The sequence below is a fragment of the Nocardia sp. NPDC051900 genome (assembly GCF_044452545.1).
In the GTDB taxonomy this organism is placed as follows: domain Bacteria; phylum Actinomycetota; class Actinomycetes; order Mycobacteriales; family Mycobacteriaceae; genus Nocardia; species Nocardia sichangensis.
The window spans coordinates 1-24,820 of record NZ_JBITBU010000024.1; the positions used below are offsets into that span (position 1 = coordinate 1).

Genomic DNA, 24,820 nt, shown 5'->3' on the forward strand with positions numbered 1-24,820 from the left:
GTTGTGGGCATTGCTGCGAGACAGCCGCGAATTCAGCATGGAAAACCCGATCCCGGTGGCCACGGCGGCTTGACACGGTCATTGAGAGTCCTTTCCGTCCTCGCATTCTCGCAGGCGCGGAACCGGATACTTGCGCCGCTAGTTTCGGTGCCCTACGGTGAGGCGGAAAACTTGCGCTGCTAGTTTTGGAGAGCGATGTCGAGATTCACCAGGCGGTCGGCATGAACGCGACACTGTCGGTAGCCAGCATTCCGGCCGAGCAGGCCAGACGGCGCCCTGACCGGGTCGCCCTGATCGACGGGGCGCAGCGGATCACTTTCGCCGAGTTGTGGCATCGGGCGCGGGCCCAAGCCGCGGCCTTGATCGGACTCGGTGTGCGGCCTGGTGACCGGGTGGCGCTCATGTGCCCGAATGTCGTCGACTTCCCGGTCGCCTACTACGGAATCCTCGCCGCGGGAGCGGTGGTGGTGCCGGTGCACCCGTTGTCCACGTCCGCCGAGGCCGAATACATGCTGCGCGACAGCGCGGCGCGGCTTCTGCTGTGCCATCCGGTTTTCGCCGAAGCGGGCCATCCGGCGGCCGCCGCCGTCGGCCTTCCCTGCCGTGCGCCGGATTCCCTTGTCGCGGAACCGATCGCCTCGTTCGTCTCGCGACTGCCCGCGGACCCCGCGGTCGTGTTCTACACCAGCGGCACCTCCGGCAGGCCGAAGGGCGCCGAGTTGACTCACCTGAACCTGGTGATGAACGCGACGGTCAACGCCTTCGACGCGAACGACGTACGCGCCGACGATGTGGCACTGGGCGCGTTGCCGTTGTCGCACGTGTTCAGCCAGACGGTCTCGATGAACTCGACCTGGCGCGCGGGCGCGGCGCTGGTGCTGATGCCGCGCTTCGAGCCGGCCGAGGCCATCCGGCTCATGGTCGAGCACGGCGTCAACACTTTCCACGGTGTGCCGACGATGTACGTCCGGCTGATATCCGCCGCTCGCGAGCGAACGAGCCTGCCGCGGCTGCGGCTGTGCATCTCCGGTGGCGCGTCGCTGCCGCAGCCGGTGCTGGAGGCGTTCGAGGAGACGTTCGGCGCGCGAATCCTGGAAGGCTATGGCTTGTCGGAGACCTCGCCGACCGCGGCGGTCAACCAGCCGATATTCGGTTCTCGGGTGGGTACCGTCGGGCATCCGGTCTGGGGTGTCGAGGTGGAGATCGCCGATCCCGCCCTGGCCGAGCGAATCGCGTTGCTGCCCGCCGGGCAACTCGGCGAAGTGGTGATTCGCGGTCACAATCTGTTCAACGGGTACACGGGCAATCCGGATGCCACGGCCGCGGTGGTGGTCGACGGCTGGTTTCGCACCGGCGATCTCGGCGTGAAGGACACCGACGGTTATCTGCGGATCGTCGACCGGATCAAGGAGATGATCATCCGCGGCGGGTACAACGTGTATCCCAGCGAGGTGGAGGCGGCGCTGCTGCGGCATCCGGATGTCGCCGCCGTCGCGGTCATCGGCATCCCGGACGAGGTCTTCGGCGAGGAGATCTGCGCGGTCGTAGTGCCTTCCGGACCGATCGCCGCCGAGGACGTGCTCGCCTTCGGACGTGAGCACCTGGCCAAGCACAAATCCCCGCGTCGAGTGGAATTCGTCGCGGAACTGCCGCTCGGGCCCAGTCACAAAGTCATGAAACGAAAATTGAAAGAACAGTTCGCCGCCCGCTGACCTCAGGTGGGCCGATTCCGGCCGCGCGGCGGAACTTTTTGTATCCGGAGCCCAATTATGTCCGGCAACTTATGTATCGAGCGCAGTGACAGTGCTCCACAGCTGCTTCAGGATGAAAGTGTTCGTATCAAGAGAATGCGAACACATCTATGGAAGGCTTTGCAATGAAGCACAGGATTCGTCGCGGTCTGCTCGGCGCGGTTGTCGTGGCACTTTCCATGAGCGTGGGAGCGGGTGCGGTACACGCCGAACTCGAAACGCCTACCGTGGAGCAGCAACTCGTCGACGAACTGAACGCGGGCCTCTCGCCCACGCCGGACGGCAGGCAGCCCAAGGCGATCGTCGACTCCGGCAGCAGTTCCGGTTCCGCCTCGCGCAGTTTCGCCTCCGCCGCGGTCGGCGAAGGGCCGGAGATGCCTGCCTACCTGGCCGCCTTCCTGCACGGAGTCGGTCATCCCGACGCATCTCCGCCGGGAGCGAATCGGCCGGACTGCACGCCTTCGGCCGCGCACCCGCGGCCGGTCGTCCTCGTCCACGGAACCTGGCTCAACGCCTATGACTCCTTCGCGTACCTGTCACCGCGGCTGGCGCGGGCCGGTTATTGCGTCTACGCCTTCAATTACGGCCGCTCCGGCGTGCTGGAAGGCGGTGGTATCGGTCCGATCCTGCCGGGCCGGTACGGCGTCGGTCCGATGGAGGATTCCGCGCGACAGTTGCGCGATTTCGTCGAGCAGGTGCGCGCCGCGACCGGTGCGGATCGGGTGGATCTCGTCGCGCATTCTCAGGGCGGGCCGGTGTCGAGCCAATACCTGAAATTCGAAGGCGGCGCCGAAAAAGTCGGCAAGCTTGTCACGTTCGGCGCCACCCATCACGGCACCTCGTTGTTGGGAATGGCTACTTTGGGGCGGCTGATCACCAATCTAGGCGTCAACATTTTGGGGTTCTATGAACCGATCGTCGGTCAGGCCAATATTCAGCAGGCGGTGGGCTCGGCGTTCTACGCGAAGCTGAACGAACACGGTGACACCGTCCCCGGTGTCGAGTACACCTCGGTCGGCACCAGTCACGACGAGATCTCCAACCCGTACGAATGGACCTTCCTGACTCCGGGGCCGGACGCGGCCGTGCACAACATCACCCTGCAGGACGGCTGCGCCCAGGATCTGTCCGATCATCTGACGATCATGTACTCCCCGCGTGCGGCCTCGATCGCACTGCGTGCGCTCGACCCGGAGGCGAACTCGCCGCTGGATTGCGCGTTCAATCCATGGATGATCGGCGGAGCGGATCACTGATCAGCCATGCGCAATGATGGTGTCTCGTGGCGGACTACACGGCGGTCTTCGATCGGGTCAGGGGTTCTCTGCTGGGCGGGGCGGTGGGTGACGCGCTCGGCTGGCCCATCGAATTCCTACGGCTGGAACAGATTCGGCAGCGGTACGGCGACGAAGGCGTGACGGGCTTTTTGCCCCAGCACGCCCGGGACGCGCCGCAACAGATCACCGACGACACTCAGATGACGCTGTTCACCGCGGAGGGACTGTTGCGCTCGGGGCCCGGCGCCGATCCGGTGCCGGCCTTGCGCCGAGCCTATCTGCGCTGGTTGCAGACTCAGCGGCAGGAGGCGCCCGCGCCACACGTCGACGGGTGGTTGGCGAGTCTGCCCTTCCTGTACGCGGTGCGGGCGCCCGGGAACGCGTGCATGTCCGGTCTGGGACAACAGTCCCGGGGATATCTCGCACCGGTCGCGTTCGGTGCGAGCGGGCCGGTGAATCCGCATTCGAAGGGGTGCGGCACGGTCATGCGGTCGGCGCCCTTCGGATTGTCCGGAATGGGGCCCGATCTCGCGTTCACCACCGCCGCCCGGGCCGCGCAGCTGACCCACGGGCACCCCACGGGATATCTCGCCGCGGGGGCGTTCGCGGCACTGGTCGATCGGGTCGTGAGCGGAACCGAACTGCCGATCGCGTTGCGGGAGACGATCACCCAGCTCGCCGCCGTCCCTTCGAGTGCGGAGACGGTGGCGGCGCTGACCCGTGCCGCGGAATTGTCCGAGCACCCGGTCTCCGCCGAACAGGTCGAGCACGTGGGGGAGGGGTGGGTCGCCGAGGAATGCCTGGCCATCGCGGTGTACTGCGCCTTGTACGCGGCCAGGACCGGAGATGCCCGCGGCGCGCTGCTGCTGGCGGTGAACCACTCCGGCGATTCCGATTCCACGGGCGCGGTGGCGGGAAACCTGGTCGGCGCCGTCCACGGTGTCTCCGGACTGCCGATGGAGTGGGCGGCGGCGGTCGAGGGACGCGACGTGCTGGTGCAGGTCGCCGACGACCTCGTCATGAATTTCGGGCTCGGCGACCGGTCCGGACTCGCCGCCCGCTATCCCGTCGACGAAGGCCTGTGAGCACCCCGCGTACCTGACCGCGAGGACGCGGCGCTCACTCGTCTTTCACGGTCCGGTCGATCGCGCACACATCGAGCACGCGGCCGCGCAGCCATCGATGAGCTGGGTCCGCATCGAGCCGGACGTGCCACAACAACGACACGGTCACCTCCGGAGCGCGGAACGGCAGATCGAACGAGTGCATGCCCTGCCGCAGGATCACGGTGTGCTGCTGCGGGACCGTCGCGACCAGGTCCGAGGCCCTCGCCAGCGCCAAGGCCGCGCCGAAGCCGTCCACGACGGTGACGACGTCGCGCCGGTGGCCGGTCGGGTGTAGCGCCTGGTCCACCAGTCCTTCGCCCATGCCGCGCCGGGAGACGTGCACGTGCCGTGCGGCGGCGTATCGGGCCGCGGTGATCTTCCCCGCACGGAGCGGATGTTCGACACGTACCACCCCGATGAAGCGGTCGGTGAACAGCGGTCGGCTCACGATGTCGGGCGGCAGCGCGCGCTCGATGACTCCCGTCTCCAGGTCGATGGTGCCGTCTCGCAAGGGATCGGTGTCCTTCTTCGTCTTCCGCACGAACCGCAGTCGCACCTCCGGCGCCGCGTGGCCGATCTCGGCCACCAGTTCGGGTCCGAACCGCTCCACGAACCCGTCGCTGCTGCGCACGGTGAACGTTCTCGAAAGCTCGGCCGGGTCGAGGTGATCGGCGGGACGCAACACCTCTTCGGCCTCCCGGACCAGGCCGCGCACGCGGTCGCGTAGCTCCACGGCGCGTGGCGTGGGCACCAGCCCCCGGCCCGGCCGTACCAGCAGCGGATCGCCGGTGGCCCGGCGCAATCGCGCGAGCTGACGGCTCATCGCCGAAGGACTGAGCGCGAGCCGCTCGCCTGCTCGCGTCACGCTGCCCTCCTCGAGCAGAACGTCCAAGGTGAGCAGCAGATTCAGATCGGGCCGCGCCATGGTCACACGATCTCACAGTGCTCCTGGGATATGGCGTTCAGTGCACGGATGAGTTTCCATCTTTGCGTCTTCCGCCAGGTGAAAGCGGGGCCTAGCGTCCAGAGCGTCATCCCTATCGAAGAGGTCGTCTTGAAATCAGCAGAACCCTGTCTACGGACGTCGTACGCCCGTCGTCCCACCTTGCCTCGGACGCTGCTCGCGCTGTCGTTGTCCATGCTGTTGCCCTCGCTGAGCATCAGCATCGCGAATGTCGCCCTACCGACCATGGCGGTGGCGTTCGACGCCTCCTTCCACCAGGTGCAGTGGGTCGTGATCGCCTACCTGCTGGCCACCACGACACTGGTCGTCGGCGCGGGCCGTCTCGGCGACGTCGCAGGCCGGCGCCGCCTGCTGCTCGGCGGTATCGGGGTGTTCACGGTCGCGACCATGCTGTGCGGTCTGGCTCCGGATCTCGTCTTCCTGGCCGCTGCCCGCGCGCTGCAAGGAGCGGGCGCCGCGTGCATGATGGCGCTGACGATGGCCTTCGTCGGCGAGACCGTGCCGAAGGACCGCACCGGCAGCGTCATGGGACTGCTCGGGACGATGTCGGCGGTCGGGACCGCGCTGGGTCCCTCGCTCGGTGGAGTGCTCATCGCGGCCTGCGGCTGGCGTGCGATCTTCGTCGCCGTCGCGCCGCTCGGGTTGCTCACCCTGGTCCTGGCCAGGGGCCTGCCGACCGGCGCCGCACCGGAAATCGGAAGCGCGCGTTCGCGTTTCGACATCCCGGGTACAGCGCTGCTGGCGCTCGCGCTCGGCGCCTACGCCCTGGCCATGACGATCGAAGGAAACGCGGTCGGCCCGCTCGGTATCGGATTGCTGCTCGTCGCCGGAACGTGCCTCGCGTTGTTCGTCCGGACCGAAACCCGCGTTTCCGCGCCGCTGCTCAGGCTCGGGATGCTCCGCGATCCGCTCCTGACCGCGGGCCTGACGACCAGTGCGCTGGTCTCGACCGTCATGATGACCACGCTCGTCGTGGGTCCCTTCCACCTCGCCCGCGCTCTGCACCTCGATCCGGCCGCGGTCGGTCTGGTGATGTCGGCCGGTCCCGCGGTGTCGGCCCTCACCGGCGTGCCCGCGGGACGCGCTACGGATCGCTTCGGAGCGAGGACCATGGTGAGCGTCGGGCTGGGCGGTGTCATCGGCGGCACCGCCGCGCTCGCGCTGCTGCCCGCGAGCGCCGGGGTCATCGGCTACGTGCTGCCACTGGTGGTCACCACCCTGGGCTACGCCCTGTTCCAAGCGGCCAACAACACCGCGGTCATGCGAGACGTCGACCCGCGACAGCGGGGCCTCGTCTCGGGCATGCTGAACCTTTCTCGCAATCTGGGTCTCGTCACCGGTGCGTCGGTCATGGGCGCGGTCTTCGCTCTCGCGGCGGGAACCGGCGACGTCATCGGCGCCGCGCCGGAGCAGGTGGCCCGGGGAACACACGCGACCTTCGCCGTCGCCGCGCTGCTCGCCACTGCCGGTCTGGCGATCGTGACGGGCCTTGGACTCACCCGCTCGAAAGCGTGAATTCCGGCGCGCGCGTGACGAAGAGGCGTTCACCCGGCACGGAGGCGCCCGCCGCGGTCACGAAGGCGACCTCCGGCGGCCGAATCCTCACGCGGCGAGGGCGTGCGCCAGGTGCGGCCACGACTCGTGGAGGTCGGTCTCGAACAACCCCCAGGTGTGCGAGCCTTCCGCGCGATTCACGTGGACAGCGGGCAGCCCGAGCTCGTCGAGACGATCGGCGAAGGCCGCCGTACAGGAGCTGGCGATCGCCTCGATGGGCGGAAAGGGCAGGCCGCCTCGATCGATGGCACCGGGAGTGCCGGAGGCGGCGGACAAGTAGATGGTCTTCCCGGCCAGAGCGGGCGCGTTGGCGAAAGCGTCGTGCGCCCGCCAGATCACGTCGCCCGGAGCGCCCCACATGTTCGCCGGATTGCCCCCGCCACGGATGACCTGGGCGCTCACCATGGCCGCGCCGACGGCGTCCGCGGCCCACGGGCATCCGCTGTAGGCCGCCACCGCGTCGTACACGTCGGGCGCCTGGATCGCGAGGTCGACCGCGGATCCGGCGCTCATCGACACCCCCGCGATCGCGTTGCGCCCGGTCGTGCCGAGTTCGGCGTCGAGCGTCGCCGGAAGCTCACGCGTGAGATAGGTCTGCCATCGGTTGCGCCCGACCGCCGGATCATCGGCGCGCCAGTCGGTGTACATGCTGTAGGCGCCGCCGACCGGCATCACCACGTTGATGTGCTTGTCCGCGAAGAACTCCCGGACGTCCGTATCGTCCCACCAGGAGATTCCGTCGACGCCGCCGCCGATACCGGTGAGCAGGTACAACGTCGGCGCGGGTGCGCCGCCCGCCGCCCGGATCACTCTGTTTGTAACCACTTTGTCCATCGACGGCGAGTAGACATCGATCTGGGACACCGATCCGCCGAGCGGGGCCTCCCCCACCACGCGCGCCCGCGCGGACTCGGCTTCGGCGGAACGAGCGGAGAAGGAGGACACCGCGACAACTGTCGCCAGCGCGCTGACGAGCGCGCCCAAATACCTAGAAGCACTCACGATTCCGTTGTACCCGGCCGCGCGTGGATCATTCGGCGAAATCGATCCATTTGGAAGGAATGCCTGCGCGAAAGCCACGCTCGAGCAGCATGTTTCGTTCCGGCACTGCTTTCGGGCGGTCGAACACCCGCTCACTCGTGGCGATTTCGGGAAGGCGTGTACCGGAGCTGGAGCCCATGTCATGGCGGTCAGGGCCGATTCATCTCCGCACGATCGCGTTCGAAGGCGGAGCGCTCGGGCCGCGAGGATCACGGTAAGGGCTGGAGCCGGCAAGCGCACTTCGATCGAGGGCGTTCCCTGACCGGCCTGTCGATGGTCGTCATGCCGCTCACTGTTTCGAAATCACAGCGGTATGGGCGCTTCGGTCACCGGCGGCTCGTCGCGGGAAGCGCAGCATCCCGGCGGCCCACAAGGCGACGCCGATGTACAGTGCCTGCTCCGGAACGCGCTCCCACAGTGGCGGTGCGGGTGCGTCGTTGAACGGGATGCCGGAGAGCGCCGCGTAGATGTTGGCGGGCAGCATCACGACGAACAGGGCGGTCAGCCCGAGACCGGCGGCGCGGCGAGTGCGGACGAGGAAGAGGCCCGCCGCGCCGAGTAGTTCCAGTACGCCGGTGAGGTAGACCATCGCGCCGGGGAACGGGACGAACGGCGGCACCATCGGGAGCAGATCGGCGTGGGTCGGAACGGGGGTGTCCGCGAACGCTTCCGGCAGGAAATGCGTTGTGCCGGTCATGATCAGCATCACGCCCAGCGCATAGGCGGCGCAGGTGGGCCATCCGGCGAACCGGCGCGCGCCGAGGGCACCCGCAACGCGCAGCGACAAAAGGGTGGTGAGCAGAACGATGAGGGTTTCCATCATGCCTCCATGGGGACGGTCCGGCCGGGCGCCGGTGTCGTGGTGAATCGGATGAGCAGGTAGAGCAGCACGCCGATCGGCGCGAAGAGGATGGTGAGGACGAGCAGGGGGCTGATCAGCAGCGGCGTGTGGCCGCGCGCGCGACTGTCCAGGTAGATCCAGCGCCCGAGGAACAGGTCGAAGGCCACGAAGTGCGCCCATGCCGCCGCGGCCCCCGACCCCTGGCCCAGTATTTCTCGCAGCCGGGCGAGTTCCGGATCGACGAGCGCCGCTGCGAACGAGCCGAACTCGGGCAAGACCAGCGCCGCGTAGACGAGCAGTGGAGGCAGGCAGATGAGCGGTGAGGCGACGATCGCGCTGGTCCGTCGCCATCCCGGGGCCAGGATCATCAGTGCCCAGAAGGGGGTCGCGAACCAAAAAGTGATGTCGAACAGCAGCTCCGTCATAGTCCCGCTCCTATCGGGACGCGTTGCACGACAAACTTTTTCGTCCGCAGCGCGACAGCGGCCGACAGGGCGGCTCCGAGGGCGATGGCGGCGAGAGCCAGCAGGGTGGCGACGTCGGGATGGACCACCGATTGTCCACGCAGCGCCTGCCAGGTCAGCACCGCGAGCAGTGCGGCGTAGGCCGCCGCGGCGATCACGACGAGCGTTCGCCTGGTGGCCGCCGTGCGCATGGCCGGAATCCGGCGCGACCCGTACTCCACGGCGAGTAGAACCAGCGGAAACACCTGCAACGCATGCATTCCGAGGAAATGCGGGACACGCAGATCGCCTCCGGCCGTGCTCCAGCCGAGGATGGGCAAGCCGGGTCCGCCGTCGGCGAGCCCGACGGTGTGGGCGCCCCTGATCGCGCTGCCCGCCGCCCGCTGTTCGGCAGTCGGCGGCACCATCAGCATCCCCAGCGCGGCGCCCGCGAGCGAGAGCGCGGCGCCGTAACGGATCGCCGCGTTGCGGGCGGGGTCAGCTGTCGGATCGGCGAACAATGCCGCCGAGGCGACCAAGGTGGCGATCCAGACCACCACGATGGACGACCCCATGATCTCCCACAGTGCCGCGTTGAGCGGCGTCGTGAAATTGAAGTGGCTGGTGGTGCCGCGCACGATCTGCGTGGTGATGACGATGAGCTCCACCGCGAGGCCCAGCGCCGCCACCGTCCCCGCCCACCAGGCGACGCGCTGCCATCTGGTGAGCTGGGCAAGCAGCCACGCCCAGGTCAGGGCATAGATCAGCACCGAAAACGCGAACTTGGCGGACTTGGCCCAGATCGGCAACCCGGTCGAGGTGCGGTCGTCGATGATCATGCCCCCGATCGACCAGGCGACCAGGAGCGCCATGGCGACGGCGAGAAGCATCAGTGGCCGATGCCAGGAGAGTGCGGGGAATTGCTGGGAGAAGGCGGTCACGGGGAGACCTTTCGGGAACTCGAAGTATCGATAGTTGCACTATCAGCAAATATTATGGATAGCTGTACTATCTACTGTCAATACGTCGACCGAGCCGAGGAGTCCGATGCGGATCGCCGAACTCAGCCGCGCCAGCGGCGTTCCTCCCGCGACGATCAAGTACTACGTGCGCGAGGGGCTTCTGCCCTCCGGCGTGCGGACCCATCGCAATCAGGCCGAATACAGCGATGCCCACGTCAGCAGACTGCGGCTGATCCGGGCGCTGGTGGATATCGGCGGCGTGTCCATCGAAGCGGCGAAGGAACTGCTCGCGGCGCTCGACAGCGGCAGCCTGTCCGCGCGGGACGCGCTGGGCCACGTCCAGTACGCGCTGGGCGGCCGGAGGTCGCAGGTCGGTGACGAGCAGCGGGAAGCCGCCGCCGAGGATGTCGCGGCACTGCTGGGCCGGCGCGGCTGGCGGATCGATGACGACAGCCCGGCCCGCGACACCCTCATCGATGTCTGCGCCGCGCTGCGTCTGCTCGGCCATGGCGACGTGGTCGCCGCGATGGACGACTACGCGGGCGCCAGCGAGGCCATCGCCGCCACCGACATCGCCCTGGTCCGCAACGAACCGGTCCTCGAGCGGATGACCGAAACCGCCATTGTCGGAACGATTCTGGGCGACACGCTGCTCGCCGCGCTGCGCAGGCTGGCGCAGGAGCATCTGTCCAGCACGCTGCTGTCGCCGGACGGCGCCGCGGATCGCGCCTCCGGCGAGGTTTAGCCCGCCCCTGGCGCGGCATGCCGGAAACAGGACCATCCCGAGGCGAAAGGAGAGCGGCTCATGACCGATCAACTGGATGGGACGCGCGTGCTGATCATCACCTCGAATACGGGAGTGGAGCGGGACGAACTGCTGGTGCCGCGCGACGAACTCCGCAAGCGCGGGGCGCGCGTCACCCATGCCGCACCGAAGCGCGAGGAGGTGCAGACCTACCTGCACGACACGGAGAAAGACACCGTCGTGCAACCGGATGCGTCGGTGCACGACGTCTCCGTCGACGATTTCGACGTGCTGGTCGTCCCCGGCGGCACGGTGAACGCGGACAAGCTGCGGGTCACCGACCGGGCGATCGAACTGGCCAAGGAGTTCGCAGGCGCGGGCAAGCCGATCGCCGCGATCTGCCATGGCCCTTGGCTGCTCGTGAACGCCGAACTGGTCCGCGGCAAGACGCTGACCTCCTACTTCTCGCTGCGGACCGACATCGTCAACGCGGGCGGCGAGTGGGTCGACGAAGCGGCGGTCCGCTCCGTCGAGGGCGGGTGGACCTTGCTCACTTCGCGCAACCCGGGTGACCTGTCCGATTTCGTGCACGCGATCACGCGCGAAGTGGTCCCTGCCTCGCGCTGACCACTGTGGGGCTCGATTCAGTTGCCAGGCAGTGATTTTCGCGGATCGAGCGTAATGCCCAGATCGCGCAGCCGGTTGTCGATGAGCAGCCAGCACTCGGTGGTCAGGCGGTCCACCAGGGCGGCCTCGGTGGTGTCGTGGTGTTCCAGCCACCACCGCACCGAGGCATCCACCAAGCCGAGCAGGGCGACCACCACCCGGTCCGCGGCCAGCGGGTCGGCCCCGAATTCCGGCAGGTAGCGGGTCGCGGCGGCGGAGATCTCGGCGGCGAACGCGCTGCCGCCGACGCGCGGTTCGTTGCGGCCGCGCCGGTAGTCGCGTCCGACCAGGAAGCGATAGAGATTGGGATGCTCGGCGGCCCACCGCACGTGCTGGGTCAAGGGTGCGCGGATGATGTCCAGCGGCGTGCCGTCCACCGCCAGGCGCGTGCGAATTCGTTCGGTCAGATCGTGGTGCGCGTGCCGGGCGACCGCGAGGTCAAGCTCCTCTTTGCTGGCGAAATGCCGGTAGACGTGCGTGCGGGCCAGTCCGGCGCGGTCGGCGATCCGGCCGGTCAACGCGTGCGGGCCGTCTTCCTCGATCGCCGCGATCGCGGCTGTCACGATGGCCCGGCGGCGTTCGTCGCGGCCGGGCCGATCACTGGTGGAACGCCGCGCGTCGGCGGTGTCCACCCAAGGTCGTCGTGCCACGCGGCTCAGCGTATCGGCAGGCGAATCGGGTGGTACACCTTGTACCCGGCAGGTCCGTGGTACACACTGTACCCGTAACTGTCGGTATCAGACTTTCGCAAGGACACCCGATGACGACCTACCGGTCCGCCTGGCTCGACGACGACCTGGACGCCCTGCGCGAGCTCGCCCGCTCGTTCTTCGCGAAGGAGTTGACGCCGAACATCGACAAGTTCATCGAGCAGCACCACGTCGACCGCGACTTCTGGAACAAGGCGGGCGCGCTCGGCCTGCTGTGCGCATCGATCCCGGAGGAGTACGGCGGTGGCGGCGGCACCTTCGCGCACGAGGCCGTGCTGATCGAGGAGCAGGCCAAGGCGTTCGACACCTCTTGGGGCGCCACCCTGCACAGCGGCATCGTCGCGCATTACCTGCTGCACTACGGCACCGAAGAACAGAAGCGGAAGTGGCTGCCCGAGATGGCCACCGGCGAGGTCGTCGGCGCGATCGCCATGACCGAGCCCGGCACGGGATCGGACCTGCAGAGCGTCAAGACCAAGGCGATCCGCGAGGGCGACGAGTACGTGGTGAACGGCTCCAAGACCTTCATCACCAACGGCAGCCAGGCCGATCTCATCATCGTGGTCGCCAAGACCGACACCAGCGAGGGCGCCAGTGGCATCTCGCTGATCCTGGTCGAGGCCGACCGGCCGGGCTTCCGCCGTGGTCGAGTGCTGGACAAGGTAGGGCAGAAGGGGCAGGACACCTCCGAGCTGTTCTTCGAGGACGTCCGGGTCCCGGTGTCGAACCTGCTGGGCACGCAGGAAGGGCAGGGCTTCATCCAGTTGATGCAGCAGCTTCCGCAGGAGCGGCTGATCATCGCCGTCGGATCGGTGGCAGGGATGGAGGCCGCGCTCGAGGTCACGCTGCGCTATACCAAGGAGCGGCACGCCTTCGGCAAGCCGCTGTTCGCCTTCCAGAACACCAAGTTCACCCTCGCGGAGGCGGCCACCGAGACCCGGGTGGCCCGGGTGTTCCTGGACGACTGCATCGTGCGGCATCTGCGTGGGGAATTGGACATCCCGACCGTCGCCATGGCCAAGTGGTGGACCACCGATCGCGCGATGTCGGTGGCCGACGAGTGCCTCCAACTGCACGGCGGCTACGGCTATATGAGCGAATACCCGATCTCGCGGATGTGGACCGACAGCCGTGTCCAGAAGATCTACGGCGGCACCAACGAGATCATGAAAGAGATCATCGCCCGCAGTCTGTGAGCCGAGCGGCCGACTGTGTTGGCAAACTGCCAACACCCTGTCGGGCCGCGCCGGTCAGCGCCTACGCTTCGGTGACGTCCACCGAGGTGGCCGTGGCAGAGACAACGAGGTGCCGGCCACCTCCAGCGTGAAGGGACGGTTGCGATGAGCGACGTCGAGACTCCTCCGTTCAAGGACATCGTCAACGGGGCACTGGAATTCACCATCCCGATCGCGCACAAAATGGGTGTGCAGGCGGTGGAGGTGCGGCGCGGTTTCGCGGCGACCTCGGTGCCCGTCGAGGGCAACGGCAACCACTTCGGCGTGATGTACGCCGGAGTGCTGTTTACCGTGGCCGAGATCCTCGGCGGCGCGATCGCGGTCGCCACGTTCGACAACTCGGCGTTCTATCCGCTGGTGAAGGATCTGCACGTCTTCTTCCGCAAGCCGGCCAAGACGGATGTGCGCGCGGAGGCGACGTTGTCGGAGGAGGAGATCACGCGCGTCGGCGCGGAGGCGGCGGCGAACGGCAAATCCGACTTCACGCTGCGAGCCGTGGTCACCGACGCCGACGGCGTTGTGGTGGCGGAGACCGAAGGCCTCTACCAATTGCGGGCGCACGGCAAGTAGCCTGCCTCGGCGCCGGAGCGGGGCGTTCGGCACGCATCCGGCGCCGGTCGGCCGCGCGCTGTGGCGAGCCGGCGTGGGGGCCGACGACGGTGTCCGGCGAGGTCGCCGTGCCCGCGCCGAGATCACGGACCGGTCGCGGGGCGCCGGTTCGGCCGCGGCGTCACGCGGATATCTCCGGTTCTTCGATTTGGTAACGACTCGGTAGCTGATGCCCTGAGTGGCGGCGCACGAGGGCGCGGTATGCCTACTACCGCAAGTCGTGGACCTGCGAAAATGCGATCCGCTTCACCATATCGCAGTGATCTCGGCCACATAACGAAGCCATAACAGCGGATCTGTATCGGTCGATTTTTCGCGATCGACCTGGGTGAACGGGGCGAAGTCTCGACCAAGGGTCAAACCTATGCCGACGTTATTCGAGCGTGATCTGTCGCGACATCTCCGCTAACGTCGGTCACGGCTCGGGGCAACACCGAGATCGAGCTCGAATCGCAGAACGCCGGAAACCCTGTCCCGCGGTTCGAGTGTCCACGAACTTCCCTGGGGACAGGGGCGCGGCGAATTCGCCGAGCCGGTGGGCGCAGGCGGGAAATCTCATGTCGCAAAACCGTAAATTCACCACTCGTGTTCTCGGCTTCACCGCGGCTGTCGGCGCCTTCGTCGCCGTGCCGTTCGGCCTGTCCACCGCGACCGCTTCGGCCCACAACTGGGACGCCGTCGCGCAGTGCGAGAGCAGTGGCAACTGGTCCACCAACACCGGTAACGGCTTCTCGGGCGGCCTGCAGTTCACCCAGAGCACCTGGGAGGCCAACGGCGGCAGCGGCAGCCCGTCCAACGCCAGCCGTGACGAGCAGATCCGCGTCGCGGAGAACGTCCTCGCGACCCAGGGTCCGGGCGCGTGGCCCGTGTGCGGCTCTTACCTCTGATGCGTCGCCGGCGCCTACCGCGAATTCGCGGTAGGCGCCGAGCTATTTACCGGCAGTAATACCTTTGTCGAATTGTCGGTTTATCCGGACAACCGCATCGGTAATTCGATATCCGATCATCCGGTCCGAATTCTGATTCACCGAACGCGGATTCGCTCGCTCTCCGGCGGCCGGATTCTTGCGCCAGTCGCTGTCAGGTAACGGTGCTCAGGCCCGCCACAGTTGATCACCGGCGCGCGACAGGACGATGTTCGGCACCACCGCGTTACGCGACAGCCGCGTGACCGCCAGGACCATCTCGGCGATGTCACCGGTGGTGAGCATGGCCGATCGGTCCAGGACAGCACGCTTCCACGCGGTCATGTCGGTGTCGACATAGCCAGGGGACACCGCCGTCGCACTGACGCCGTTCGCGGATTCCTCCAGCGACACCGTCTCGCACAGCGAGATGAGCGCCGCTTTGGTGGCCCCGTAGGCGGCGAGACCCGCTTCCCCGGCGACGCCGGTGATCGAAGCCAGCGCGACGATCTTCGCGCCGCGCTCCCGATCGTCGGCCGCGCTCTTGCGCAGCAGCGGCAACGCGGCCTGGACGAGCGTCAGCGGCGCGCGGAAATTCACGTCCAGCATGCGTTCGTACGCCTTCGCGGGCAGGTCCGCCACGGCGCCCGCCGTGCCGGTGCCCGCGCTCAGCACCAGCGCGTTCATGCCGCCGAACCGTTCCTCATGCGTCTTGACCAGGGCGCGCACCTGGTCGAGGTCGTTCATCTGCGTGACCACCGGCTGCACCTCGGCTCCCGTTTCCGCGCGCACGCGGGCCGCGGTCTGCTCGAGCGTGTCGAGCGTGCGCGCGGCGAGGGTCAGGTGATAACCCTCGCCCGCCAGGCGGCGCGCCACCTCGGCGCCGATGCCGCGTGACCCTCCGGTGATCAGTGCGGTGCGGACGCTCATCCGAGGCGTTCGATGATCGTCGCGTTGGCCAGGCCGCCCGCCTCGCACATCGTCTGCAGGCCGTAGCGGCCGCCGGTTTGCTCCAGGTGGTTGACCAGCGTCGCCAGGATGCGGGTGCCGGAGGCGCCCAGTGGGTGGCCGAGGGCGATCGCGCCGCCGCGGGGGTTCAGCTTGGCCGGATCGGCGTTCAACTCGTGCTGCCAGACCAGGGGCACGGGTGCGAACGCCTCGTTCACCTCGTAGGCGTCGATGTCATCGATGCTCAGCCCGGCGCGATCCAGCACCTTGCGGGTGGCCGGGATCACGGCCGTGAGCATGAGCAGGGGGTCGTCGCCCACCACGGCGAACGAGTGGAACCGGGCGCGCGGACGAAGGCCCAGTTTCGTGGCGGCCTCCTCGCTCATGATCAGTGCGGCGGAGGCGCCGTCGGTCAGCGGCGAGGAGTTGCCCGGCGTGATCGACCACTCGATCTCGGGGAAGCGCGCGGTGTACTGGTCGTCGACGAAGGCGGGCCGCAACTTCGCCAGACTCTCGCCGGTGGTGGCGGGCCGGATCGTCTCGTCGGCCGTCAGGGCGCCCGCCGCGACCAGTTCGTTGTCGAAGCCGCCCCGCGCCGCGGTGTCGGCGGCGAGCCGATGCGAACGAGCCGCGAACTCGTCGAGCGCGGCGCGGTCGAACTTCCACCGGGCGGCGATCACCTCGGCCGCGATGCCCTGCTGGATGAGGCCGTCCGGGTAGCGGTGGGCGAGCGGACCGCGGTTGGCGTCCTTGCCCTGGCCGTTGGAGAACATCGGCGCCCGGCTCATGGATTCGACACCGCACGCGATCGCGACGTCGTAGGCGCCCGCGATGACACCCTGCGCCGCGAAGTGCGCGGCCTGCTGGCTGGACCCGCACTGCCGGTCCACCGTGGTAGCGGGCACCGAGTCCGGGAATCCGGCGGCCAGCGCGGCGGTCCTGCTGATGTTGAACGCCTGCTCCCCGCTCTGCGTGACGCATCCGCCGACCACGTCGTCCACCACGGCGGGATCGAGGTCGTTGCGGGCGACGAGTTCGGCGAGCACACCCGCGAGCAGGGTGGCCGGATGTACGTCCGACAGGCCGCCGCCTGCTTTGCCCTTACCGGACGGTGTACGGACGACATCGACGACGACGGCGGACCTCATGGCCATCTCCGATCAGTTAAGTTAACTGGCATTCGCAGTTAAGTTAACACAGATTCACCGCTGTGAGCCATGGCGTGCCCAACGGGCGGGCTACGATCGACCGCAGGGAGTTCCCCGTGCCTAGGCCTTGGCCTCACCGGGCGGCCTGCGCGGATACAGACGCTGAATCGTCAGCGCGGCCGCCAGCAGCCGGGAGTCGTGCGGGTCGGTGGGATCGACGCCCGTGAGTTCGGCGATGCGGCGCAGGCGATAGCTGAACGTGTTGGGATGCACGTGGATCTCGGCGGCCGCGGCCTTGCGGTCCGAGCCGTGGCGCAGGTGCGCGTCGAGGGCTTCCATCAGGTGCGGGCTGTCCAGGATCGGGGCGATCCGCTCGGCCAGCCGGGTGCGGGCGGTGCCCGGCCTGGTGAGCTGGTACTCCAACAGCAGATCGTCGAGTTGGTAGACGCCCGCCGGGCGGCCGAGCAGGCGCGCGAGTTCGGCGAGGTCGGTGGCTTCCTTCGCGGTGTGCGGAATGGCGTCCTTCGGCACGGACGGATACTCGGCCAGGAATACCGGAACCCCGAAGTTCTCGGCCAGCTCGGTGGCGAGCCCGGTGTGGCGCGCGTCGTCGAGTTCGGCGTCGGAACCGCTGGGCAGCAACGCGATTCCGCTCCAGCCGTCGAAAGTGGCCAGCGCCGTGGTGCCCGCGAGGGCGTCCAGAGCGCGGTGCAGCAGGCGGATGCGGCGGCGTCCGACGAGTGTGGCGACCTTGCTCGGCTGATCGTCCGGCCGGATGTGGATGGCGAGCACGGTGTAGTGCTCCGCGAGGGCGGTGTCGGCCCGCGCCGCCAGCTCCGCCGCGGGGAACCCGTTCAGCAGCGCCGAGCACAGCGCCCGGCGCGCCTCCCGTTCGGCGTTGTAGATGGACTGCTCGACCTCGGTGTAGGTCTCCACGACCGTGATGTTGATCTGCATGAGCAGGTCGAGCAGTCGGCTGCCGACCAGGACGAGGTCGTCGAGCTCCTCGCGGGAGGCCAGCGCGGCCGCCTCGTGGAGCACCGACTGCGCGGAACCGTGAATGGCCTCGATCAGCACGGGCAGGGGGAACCGGTCCTCGGCGTGCCGCTCGGCCACCGGGGCGACGAACGTCGCGACTTCGGCCTTGGTGAAGCTGCGCTGTTCACCGATCGCCTGGAGCACGGCGCGGCCGCACGCGTAGATCGCCGGAAGCACCTCGGCGGTGAAATGCCCCTCGGGCAGATCGGCGGCGGGCGAGGTGGTGCCGAGGCCTGCGGCGAGCATGCGCTCGGCGATCTGTGGCCAGCGGGTGAGCAACCGGGCGACGAGCGGAGCGTCTCCGGCCACCGGGGACAACGCGACGGACATGGGCCGATTGTTTCCGACCACAGGAAACCGCGGCAAGGTCGCGGGCCCAGTCGCGCGAATTTTGGCTTCGGGGCCAACATTCCGGACGGAATCTTCTCCTCGGCGTGCAGTGACACCACTCCGGCGCGAGTCATACATTCGGAAAGCGGCTCGCATCTATGTCCCCGATCACATTCGAATACGAATGTGGCGTAGGAAACATTCTGTAGCGGTGTTCGATTCACCGCCGGGCCGCCTGTGGTTCGGCGTGAATGGAAGTGAACTCGATGTTGGCAATGATGCACAACGCTCGACGGGCGATTCTCGGGGCCGCGGTGATCGCGGGCGTGACGATGGCCACGGCACTCGGCAACGGACCGGCGCACGCGCGGGAGGAGATCGAACCGACCCAGCAGGCCCTGGCCGATTACATCAGCGCGGGCCTGGCGCCCGCCCCGGACGGCAGGCAACCGCGCGCGATCGTGGACAGCGGCAGCTCGTCGGGATGGCCGACCAGCGTCGCTTCCGACGCGTTCGGTGAAGGCCCGGAGATGTCGGCGTATCTGGCGGCCTTCGCCTACGGCCTGACCCACCCGGACGCCGCCCCGCCCGGCGGCAACCGCTGGAACTGCACCCCCACCGCCGAACATCCGCGACCGGTGGTGCTGCTGCACGGCACCTGGCTCAACGCCTACGACACCTTCTCCTACTTGTCCCCGCGCCTGGCCCGCGCCGGTTTCTGCGTGTTCGCCTTCAATTTCGGGCGTTCCGGCATCCTGGAGGGCGGCGGTCTCGGCCCGATCCTGCCGGGGCGCTTCGGCGTGGGCCGGATGGAGGATTCGGCCGTGCAGTTGCGCGATTTCGTCGACCGGGTCCTGGCCGCGACCGGTGCGCAGGCCGTCGACATCGTCGGTCACTCGCAAGGCGGGACGGTCGCCGACCATTATCTGAAGTTCGAGGGCGGCCAGGGCAAAGTGGGCAAATTGGTGAGCCTGGGAGCGACACACCACGGCACGTCGCTGATGGGTATCGCCACGCTGGGCCGGATCATCAACAATCTGGGCGTCAACATTCTCGGGTTCTACGAGCCGCTGGTCGGACTCGCGAATATCCAGCAAGCGGTGGGCTCGCCGTTCTACGCCAGTCTGAACGCCCAGGGCGACACGGTGCCCGGAGTCGCCTACACGGCGGTCGGCTCGCGGCACGACGAGGTGACCAACCCTTATCAATGGACGTTCCTGCAAGCGGGGCCGGACGCGACGGTGGACAACATCACGCTGCAAGACGGGTGCGAGCAAGACATGTCCGACCACCTGACGATGATGTATTCGCCGCGGGCGGCGTCGATCGTCCTGCACGCGCTCGACCCGGTCGCCCAGCCGTCGCTGGAATGCACTTTCAATCCGTGGATGGTCGGCGGCAACGGCAGCTGGTGAGCCGCTGTCACTGCATGGGCGCGAGAATCCGCGCGCGTCTAATTGGTACCCGGGACAATTCTTTTCCGGGCGCGACCTTGGTTGGGTGAATACGGGCGATCCGGCGCGGGATGCCCGCGATCACGGCCGTGCCGTCGGAAAGGAAGAACCGGATGAGTGTGCAACTCGAATGGGATGGCGGTACAGTGCCGCCCGATCCGGCCCCGTTCGCACAGCGGCCGATACTGCCCGAAGACGATCCGTTCTACGTCCCACCGCCCGCGGTGAAGCGGTTGCGTCCCGGCGCGATCGTTCGTGCGCGGGCGGTGCGGATCGGCTTCTTCGGTCTTGTGTCCCAGCGCATCTCGGCCTGGCAACTGCTCTATCGGACGTGTGATCTGAACGGGGTGCCCGAGGTCGCGGTGACCACCGTGCTGTTGCCGTGGGGCGCGGATCCGGCCGAGCCGCGCCCGCTGGTGTCGTTCCAGTGCGCGATCGACGCGGTGGCCTCGAAATGTCTTCCGTCCTATTCGCTCCGGCGCGGCGCACGGGCGGCGGGGTCGATTCCCCAGCTCGAGCTGCCGCTGATCGCCAGCGCCCTGGCGCGGGGCTGGGCGGTGTCGGTGCCGGATCACGGTGGAACCGCGGGCCGGTTCGGCGTGGCCAGGGAGCCGGGATATCGCGCGCTGGACGCGGTGCGCGCCGCGCACGCATTCGTTCCGCTGGGACTGGACCCGACCACACCCGTGGCGCTGTGGGGTTATTCGGGCGGGGGATTGGCCACGGCCTGGGCCGCGGAAATGGCCGCCGAATACGCGCCCGAGCTGAATATCGTCGGCGCGGTCGCCGGGTCGCCGGTGGGGGATCCGGCCGCCGCGTTCGTCCGGCTCAACGGCACCCTCTTCGCGGGATTCGCGGCCGTCTTCACCGCCGGGCTGCGCCGCGGCTACCCGGATCTGGACCGCATGCTGCGCGCGCATCTGGACGCGCGATATCTCGGCTGGCTGGCCGAGACCGAGACCACCGCGACGTTCCCGCTGCTGTATCGCTTCGCCCGGCGCGACATCGACAAACACAGTGACGCGGGACTGGCCGCCATGCTCGAGCAGGACGGGCTGCGGCGGATCCTCGACGACATCCACCCCGGCGGCCGAGCGCCCGCGATGCCCATGCTCGTGCTGCAGGGCGTGCACGACGAGGTGATCGCGACCGCCGACGTGGACGGCCACGTCGCGCGCTACGTCGCGGCGGGCGTCCACGTGCGCTACTTGCGCGATCGGCTCAGCACCCATCTGCTGTTGCAATTCCTGGCGCTGCCGGTCATGGTCGACTGGCTCGCCGGTCGCTTCGCCGGTCGTGAGCTGCCCGCGGCCGGCACCCAGACGCGTTGGTCGCTCGCCTTCGCCGGTCCGGCGCTGCGCGGCCACTTGCGATTCGCGGCTTTGCTCGTGCGCATGTGGCTCGGACGGCCGATCCGCGCACCGCGCCCGCCCGCGCTGTCGCGTCCCCGCCCGCGCCGCCTGTCGGTCTTTTCCGCGGCGTTGCGCAATCCGTTGTCCTGATCTTGCTCGGCCACCACCGAGACGTTGCTGAGCTGGCCTGATCGCACACCGCTACGCGCCGGGAACGAGATTCCGGTGTCACGTCACAAAGGTGTCCGTTTTGCTCTAGCGTGAGCACGGTTGGTGCCGAGAGGGGTCATGGATGCGTAGCGGGATGCTGAGTGTGGCGCAATTGCGGGACCAGGTCGATACGGGTGAGATCGACACTGTGCTGGTCGCCATGACCGACATGCAGGGGCGACTGCAAGGGAAGCGCTGCGCGGCACGCTATTTCCTGGACGAGGTGCTCGAGCACGCCACCGAGGCCTGCGGCTACCTGCTCGCGGTGGACGTGGACATGACGACCGTCGACGGATACGCCCTCTCGTCGTGGGAGACCGGGTACGGAGACGTCGTGCTGCGGCCGGATCTGCGCACGCTGCGGACGGCCCCGTGGTGGCCGGGCACCGCGCTGGTGCTCTGCGACGTCGAGCACGTGGTGCCGGAAGGGCGGGCGGTCGCGGCTTCACCGCGCCAGGTGCTGCGCAAACAGTTGGACCGGTTGAGCGAGCGCGGCCTGCGCGCGTTCGTCGGGACCGAACTCGAGTTCCTGGTGTTCGACGACAGCTACGAGGCGGCCTGGAACGCGGGGTACCGCGGGCTGACGCCGGCCAATCAGTACAACGTCGACTACTCGATGCTCGGCACCGGGCGGATCGAGCCGTTGTTGCGCCGTATCCGCAAGGAGATGGACGGCGCGGGGATGTATGTCGAGTCGGCCAAAGGCGAGTGCAACCCCGGCCAGCACGAGATCGCGTTCCGGTACGACGAAGCTCTGGTCACCTGCGACAACCACAGTATCTACAAGACCGGTGCGAAGGAGATCGCGGCGCAGGAAGGGCGCAGCCTCACCTTCATGGCGAAATACAATGAGCGGGAAGGCAATTCCTGCCATATTCATTTGAGCCTGCGCGGCGAGGCCGGCGAGCCGGTCTTCGCGGGGGACGGCGCGGACGGCATGTCGCCGTTGATGCGGCACTTCATCGCGGGCCAGCTGGACTGCTTGCGCGAGTTCACCTACCTGCTCGCGCCGAACATCAACTCCTACAAGCGATTCGTCGCGGGCAGCTTCGCGCCGACCGCGATCGCGTGGGGCCGGGACAACCGGACCTGCGCCATCCGCGTGGTCGGCGAGGATCATGGGCTGCGCTTCGAGAACCGGGTGCCCGGCGGTGACGTGAACCCGTACCTGGCCGTGGCCGCGCTGATCGCGGCGGGACTGCACGGCATCGACCGCGGGCTGCCGCTCGAGCCGGAATTCCACGGCAACGCCTATCACTCCGAGCGCCCCCGTGTGCCGCGTACGCTGCGCGAAGCGGCCCAGCTGTTCGGGGACAGCGCGGTGGCCCGCGCGGCCTTCGGTGATGATGTAGTGGAGCACTATCGCAACGCGGCGCGGGTCGAACTGGACGCCTACGACGCCGCGGTCACCGACTGGGAGCGTATTCGTGGTTTCGAACGACTCTGAGGTCGCGGGAGCCCGTCCCGTGATCGGCCTGCCCACCTATGTGGAGCAGGCCCGCTTCAACGCGTGGGATCTGCCGTGCGCGGTGCTGCCGCACGCCTACGTCGAGATGGTGGCCGCCGCGGGCGGCATCCCGGTGCTGCTGCCGCCCGCCGGCGTCGCGCGTCCCGAGCTGGTGCGACGGCTCGACGGGTTGGTGCTGACCGGCGGCGCGGACGTCGATCCAGCGCGCTACGGCGGCCCTGCCGCCGGAATCCCCGCCTACACCAGGCCGGACCGGGACGAGTCGGAGTTCGGCCTGTTCGAGCTGGCCAGAGCCGCGGGCATGCCGATTCTCGCGGTGTGCCGCGGGCTACAGCTGGCGAACGTGGCGCTCGGCGGCACGCTGATCCCGCATCTGCCCGATGTGGTCGGGCACGAGGAACACTCCGGCGTCGAGGGCGGGTTCACCGCGACCCGGGTGCTGACCATCGCGGGCAGCCGGGTCGCGCGGCTGGCCGGTCCGGAGGTGAAGGTGAACTGCCACCATCACCAGGCCGTCGATCGGCTCGCCGAGGGCCTGACCGCCACCGCGTACGCCGCGGACGGCACGATCGAGGCGGTGGAGTCCACCGACGGGTCGTTCCTGGTCGGCGTGCAGTGGCATCCGGAGGCCGACGCCACCGATCGCAGGCTGGTGCGGGCGCTGGCCGAGGCGGCGGACACCTATCGAAGGGAGCGGGACTCGTGACGACAGCGCAGGTGCTCAACCCGGCGACCGAACAGGTGGTCACCACCGTCGAACTCGTCGGCGAAGCCGAGACCGATGCCGCCGTCGCCGCCGCGCAGCGCGCGTCGGCCGGGTGGCGCGAGGTGGCGCCCGGCGATCGGGCGAGATTGCTGCGCCGGTTCGCCGAGGCGGTCGACGCGGATGTGGAGCGGCTCGCCCGGCTCGAGGTCGCCAACGCGGGGCACACCATCGGCAACGCGCGTTGGGAGGCGGGCAACGTCCGCGACGTGCTGCACTACGCGGCCGGAATGCCGGAACGGTTGCTGGGCAGTCAGATTCCGGTCGCGGGTGGAGTCGACATCACCTTCCACGAACCGCTCGGCGTGGTCGGCGTGATCGTGCCGTGGAATTTCCCGATGCCGATCGCGGCCTGGGGTTTCGCGCCCGCGCTCGCCGCGGGCAACACCGTGGTGCTCAAACCCGCCGAGCTGACGCCGCTGACCGCGCTGCGACTCGGTGAACTGGCGCTCGAGGCGGGCCTGCCCGAGGGTGTGTTCCAGGTGCTGCCCGGCAAGGGGTCGGTGGTGGGAGAGCGCTTCGTCACCCACCCGGCCGTCCGCAAGGTGGTGTTCACCGGTTCCACGGAGGTGGGCACGCGGATCATGGCGGGCTGCGCTCGGCAGGTGAAGCGGGTGACGCTGGAACTCGGCGGCAAGAGCGCGAACGTCGTGTTCGCCGACGCCGACCTGGAACAGGCGGCGGCGACAGCGCCCTACGGCGTCTTCGACAACGCCGGGCAGGACTGCTGCGCCCGCTCCCGGATCCTTGTGCAGCGCAGTGTGTTCGACCGGTTCCTGGAGCTGCTGGAACCCGCCGTGCAGGGGGTGCGCGTCGGCGACCCGTCCGACGAATCCACCGAGATGGGCCCGCTGATCTCGGCCGCGCACCGAGAGCGAGTGGCCGAGTTCGTGCAGCCCTCGACCAAGGTCGCGTTCACCGGAAGCGCGCCCGACGGTCCCGGATTCTGGTATCCGCCGACCGTGGTGCTGCCCGGCGCGGCCACCGACCGGGTGCTCACCGACGAGGTGTTCGGGCCGGTGGTCGCGGTGGTCCCGTTCGAGGACGAGGCCGACGCGCTGCGCATCGCCAACGACACGAATTACGGCCTCTCCGGCTCGATCTGGACCCGCGACGTCGGCCGCGCGCTGCGCGTGGCCCGCGGTGTGGAGGCGGGCAACCTGTCGGTGAACTCGCATTCGTCCGTGCGGTACTGGACGCCGTTCGGCGGCTTCAAGCAGTCCGGGCTCGGGCGCGAACTCGGCCCGGACGCCGCGCTCGCCTTCACCGAGACCAAGAACGTCTTCCTCGCCACGTAGTG

General features: G+C 68.4%; 23 protein-coding genes. 14 read left to right on the forward strand and 9 right to left on the reverse strand.

Annotated elements, in window-relative coordinates; all coding sequences use genetic code 11:
• Positions 1-221 precede the first annotated feature (221 nt).
• The 3 genes from ACIA5H_RS31920 (at position 222) to ACIA5H_RS31930 (ending at position 4,113) form a co-directional block, all read left to right on the forward strand.
• Entirely contained in the window at positions 222-1,712 is a 1,491-nt protein-coding gene (locus ACIA5H_RS31920) for a long-chain fatty acid--CoA ligase (RefSeq protein WP_397079497.1), read from the forward strand.
• A 164-nt stretch (positions 1,713-1,876) separates the two neighbouring features.
• Positions 1,877-3,007, forward strand: a complete 1,131-nt coding sequence (locus ACIA5H_RS31925) for an esterase/lipase family protein (RefSeq protein WP_397079499.1) — start codon at positions 1,877-1,879, stop codon at positions 3,005-3,007.
• A gap of 26 nt (positions 3,008-3,033) precedes the next feature.
• Positions 3,034-4,113 (forward strand): ADP-ribosylglycohydrolase family protein, encoded by a 1,080-nt coding sequence (locus ACIA5H_RS31930; protein ID WP_397079501.1) that lies wholly within the window; start codon positions 3,034-3,036, stop codon positions 4,111-4,113.
• A 34-nt stretch (positions 4,114-4,147) separates the two neighbouring features.
• Here the strand turns inward: ACIA5H_RS31930 and ACIA5H_RS31935 are convergent, their stop codons facing one another.
• Complete coding sequence (locus ACIA5H_RS31935) at positions 4,148-5,059, reverse strand: LysR family transcriptional regulator (RefSeq protein WP_397079503.1); 912 nt, start codon at positions 5,057-5,059, stop codon at positions 4,148-4,150.
• A 129-nt stretch (positions 5,060-5,188) separates the two neighbouring features.
• Between ACIA5H_RS31935 and ACIA5H_RS31940 the strand changes: the two genes are divergently transcribed.
• The gene (locus tag ACIA5H_RS31940; RefSeq protein WP_397079505.1) at positions 5,189-6,613 is read left to right on the forward strand and encodes an MFS transporter; all 1,425 of its coding nucleotides are present in this window, start codon (positions 5,189-5,191) and stop codon (positions 6,611-6,613) included.
• Between the two features lie 87 nt (positions 6,614-6,700).
• Here the strand turns inward: ACIA5H_RS31940 and ACIA5H_RS31945 are convergent, their stop codons facing one another.
• The 4 genes from ACIA5H_RS31945 to ACIA5H_RS31960 all read right to left on the reverse strand — a co-directional run bounded on the left by ACIA5H_RS31945 (position 6,701) and on the right by ACIA5H_RS31960 (position 9,918).
• Complete coding sequence (locus ACIA5H_RS31945) at positions 6,701-7,654, reverse strand: alpha/beta hydrolase (protein WP_397079507.1); 954 nt, start codon at positions 7,652-7,654, stop codon at positions 6,701-6,703.
• Positions 7,655-7,982: 328 nt separating this feature from the next.
• The gene (locus tag ACIA5H_RS31950; RefSeq protein WP_397079509.1) at positions 7,983-8,516 is read right to left on the reverse strand and encodes a hypothetical protein; all 534 of its coding nucleotides are present in this window, start codon (positions 8,514-8,516) and stop codon (positions 7,983-7,985) included.
• Positions 8,513-8,959: an ABA4-like family protein gene (locus ACIA5H_RS31955; protein WP_397079511.1), complete on the reverse strand. Its 447-nt coding sequence runs from the start codon at positions 8,957-8,959 to the stop codon at positions 8,513-8,515. The genes ACIA5H_RS31950 and ACIA5H_RS31955 overlap by 4 nt, the downstream gene beginning before the upstream one ends.
• The gene (locus tag ACIA5H_RS31960) at positions 8,956-9,918 is read right to left on the reverse strand and encodes a hypothetical protein (RefSeq protein WP_397079513.1); all 963 of its coding nucleotides are present in this window, start codon (positions 9,916-9,918) and stop codon (positions 8,956-8,958) included. Before ACIA5H_RS31960 ends, ACIA5H_RS31955 begins: the two co-directional genes overlap by 4 nt.
• A 106-nt stretch (positions 9,919-10,024) precedes the next feature.
• Here ACIA5H_RS31960 and ACIA5H_RS31965 point away from each other — a divergent pair, with 106 nt between their 5' ends.
• Complete coding sequence (locus ACIA5H_RS31965; RefSeq protein ID WP_379253274.1) at positions 10,025-10,684, forward strand: MerR family transcriptional regulator; 660 nt, start codon at positions 10,025-10,027, stop codon at positions 10,682-10,684.
• Positions 10,685-10,744: 60 nt separating this feature from the next.
• On the forward strand, positions 10,745-11,311 hold the full coding sequence (locus tag ACIA5H_RS31970) for a type 1 glutamine amidotransferase domain-containing protein (RefSeq protein WP_397079515.1): 567 nt from the start codon (positions 10,745-10,747) through the stop codon (positions 11,309-11,311).
• 17 nt (positions 11,312-11,328) lie between these two features.
• On the opposite strand, the gene ACIA5H_RS31975 is transcribed toward ACIA5H_RS31970, so the two are convergent.
• Complete coding sequence (locus ACIA5H_RS31975; RefSeq protein WP_397079517.1) at positions 11,329-12,000, reverse strand: TetR/AcrR family transcriptional regulator; 672 nt, start codon at positions 11,998-12,000, stop codon at positions 11,329-11,331.
• 110 nt (positions 12,001-12,110) lie between these two features.
• On the opposite strand from ACIA5H_RS31975, the gene ACIA5H_RS31980 reads away from it, so the two are divergent.
• The 3 genes from ACIA5H_RS31980 (at position 12,111) to ACIA5H_RS31990 (ending at position 14,791) form a co-directional block, all read left to right on the forward strand.
• Positions 12,111-13,256: an acyl-CoA dehydrogenase family protein gene (locus ACIA5H_RS31980; RefSeq protein WP_379253277.1), complete on the forward strand. Its 1,146-nt coding sequence runs from the start codon at positions 12,111-12,113 to the stop codon at positions 13,254-13,256.
• Between the two features lie 144 nt (positions 13,257-13,400).
• The gene (locus ACIA5H_RS31985) at positions 13,401-13,865 is read left to right on the forward strand and encodes a PaaI family thioesterase (RefSeq protein WP_379253278.1); all 465 of its coding nucleotides are present in this window, start codon (positions 13,401-13,403) and stop codon (positions 13,863-13,865) included.
• A gap of 596 nt (positions 13,866-14,461) precedes the next feature.
• The gene (locus ACIA5H_RS31990) at positions 14,462-14,791 is read left to right on the forward strand and encodes a transglycosylase family protein (protein WP_355077766.1); all 330 of its coding nucleotides are present in this window, start codon (positions 14,462-14,464) and stop codon (positions 14,789-14,791) included.
• Positions 14,792-14,998: 207 nt separating this feature from the next.
• Here the strand turns inward: ACIA5H_RS31990 and ACIA5H_RS31995 are convergent, their stop codons facing one another.
• The 3 genes from ACIA5H_RS31995 to ACIA5H_RS32005 all read right to left on the reverse strand — a co-directional run bounded on the left by ACIA5H_RS31995 (position 14,999) and on the right by ACIA5H_RS32005 (position 18,273).
• Positions 14,999-15,739, reverse strand: coding sequence for an SDR family NAD(P)-dependent oxidoreductase (locus ACIA5H_RS31995; protein ID WP_397079520.1), 741 nt, complete (start codon positions 15,737-15,739; stop codon positions 14,999-15,001).
• Positions 15,736-16,905, reverse strand: coding sequence for a thiolase family protein (locus tag ACIA5H_RS32000; protein ID WP_379253279.1), 1,170 nt, complete (start codon positions 16,903-16,905; stop codon positions 15,736-15,738). The genes ACIA5H_RS31995 and ACIA5H_RS32000 overlap by 4 nt, the downstream gene beginning before the upstream one ends.
• Positions 16,906-17,025: 120 nt before the next feature.
• Complete coding sequence (locus ACIA5H_RS32005) at positions 17,026-18,273, reverse strand: PucR family transcriptional regulator (RefSeq protein ID WP_397079523.1); 1,248 nt, start codon at positions 18,271-18,273, stop codon at positions 17,026-17,028.
• Between the two features lie 275 nt (positions 18,274-18,548).
• On the opposite strand from ACIA5H_RS32005, the gene ACIA5H_RS32010 reads away from it, so the two are divergent.
• The 5 genes from ACIA5H_RS32010 to ACIA5H_RS32030 all read left to right on the forward strand — a co-directional run bounded on the left by ACIA5H_RS32010 (position 18,549) and on the right by ACIA5H_RS32030 (position 24,818).
• Positions 18,549-19,688, forward strand: a complete 1,140-nt coding sequence (locus ACIA5H_RS32010; protein WP_397079525.1) for an esterase/lipase family protein — start codon at positions 18,549-18,551, stop codon at positions 19,686-19,688.
• A gap of 152 nt (positions 19,689-19,840) precedes the next feature.
• Complete coding sequence (locus ACIA5H_RS32015) at positions 19,841-21,229, forward strand: lipase family protein (protein WP_397079527.1); 1,389 nt, start codon at positions 19,841-19,843, stop codon at positions 21,227-21,229.
• Between the two features lie 142 nt (positions 21,230-21,371).
• The gene (locus ACIA5H_RS32020; RefSeq protein WP_379253282.1) at positions 21,372-22,736 is read left to right on the forward strand and encodes a glutamine synthetase family protein; all 1,365 of its coding nucleotides are present in this window, start codon (positions 21,372-21,374) and stop codon (positions 22,734-22,736) included.
• Positions 22,717-23,463 carry a gamma-glutamyl-gamma-aminobutyrate hydrolase family protein gene (locus tag ACIA5H_RS32025; RefSeq protein ID WP_397079529.1) on the forward strand — a complete coding sequence of 249 codons (747 nt, stop codon included), beginning with the start codon at positions 22,717-22,719 and terminating at the stop codon, positions 23,461-23,463. Before ACIA5H_RS32020 ends, ACIA5H_RS32025 begins: the two co-directional genes overlap by 20 nt.
• Positions 23,460-24,818 carry an aldehyde dehydrogenase family protein gene (locus ACIA5H_RS32030; RefSeq protein ID WP_397079531.1) on the forward strand — a complete coding sequence of 453 codons (1,359 nt, stop codon included), beginning with the start codon at positions 23,460-23,462 and terminating at the stop codon, positions 24,816-24,818. The genes ACIA5H_RS32025 and ACIA5H_RS32030 overlap by 4 nt, the downstream gene beginning before the upstream one ends.
• Positions 24,819-24,820 lie beyond the last annotated feature (2 nt).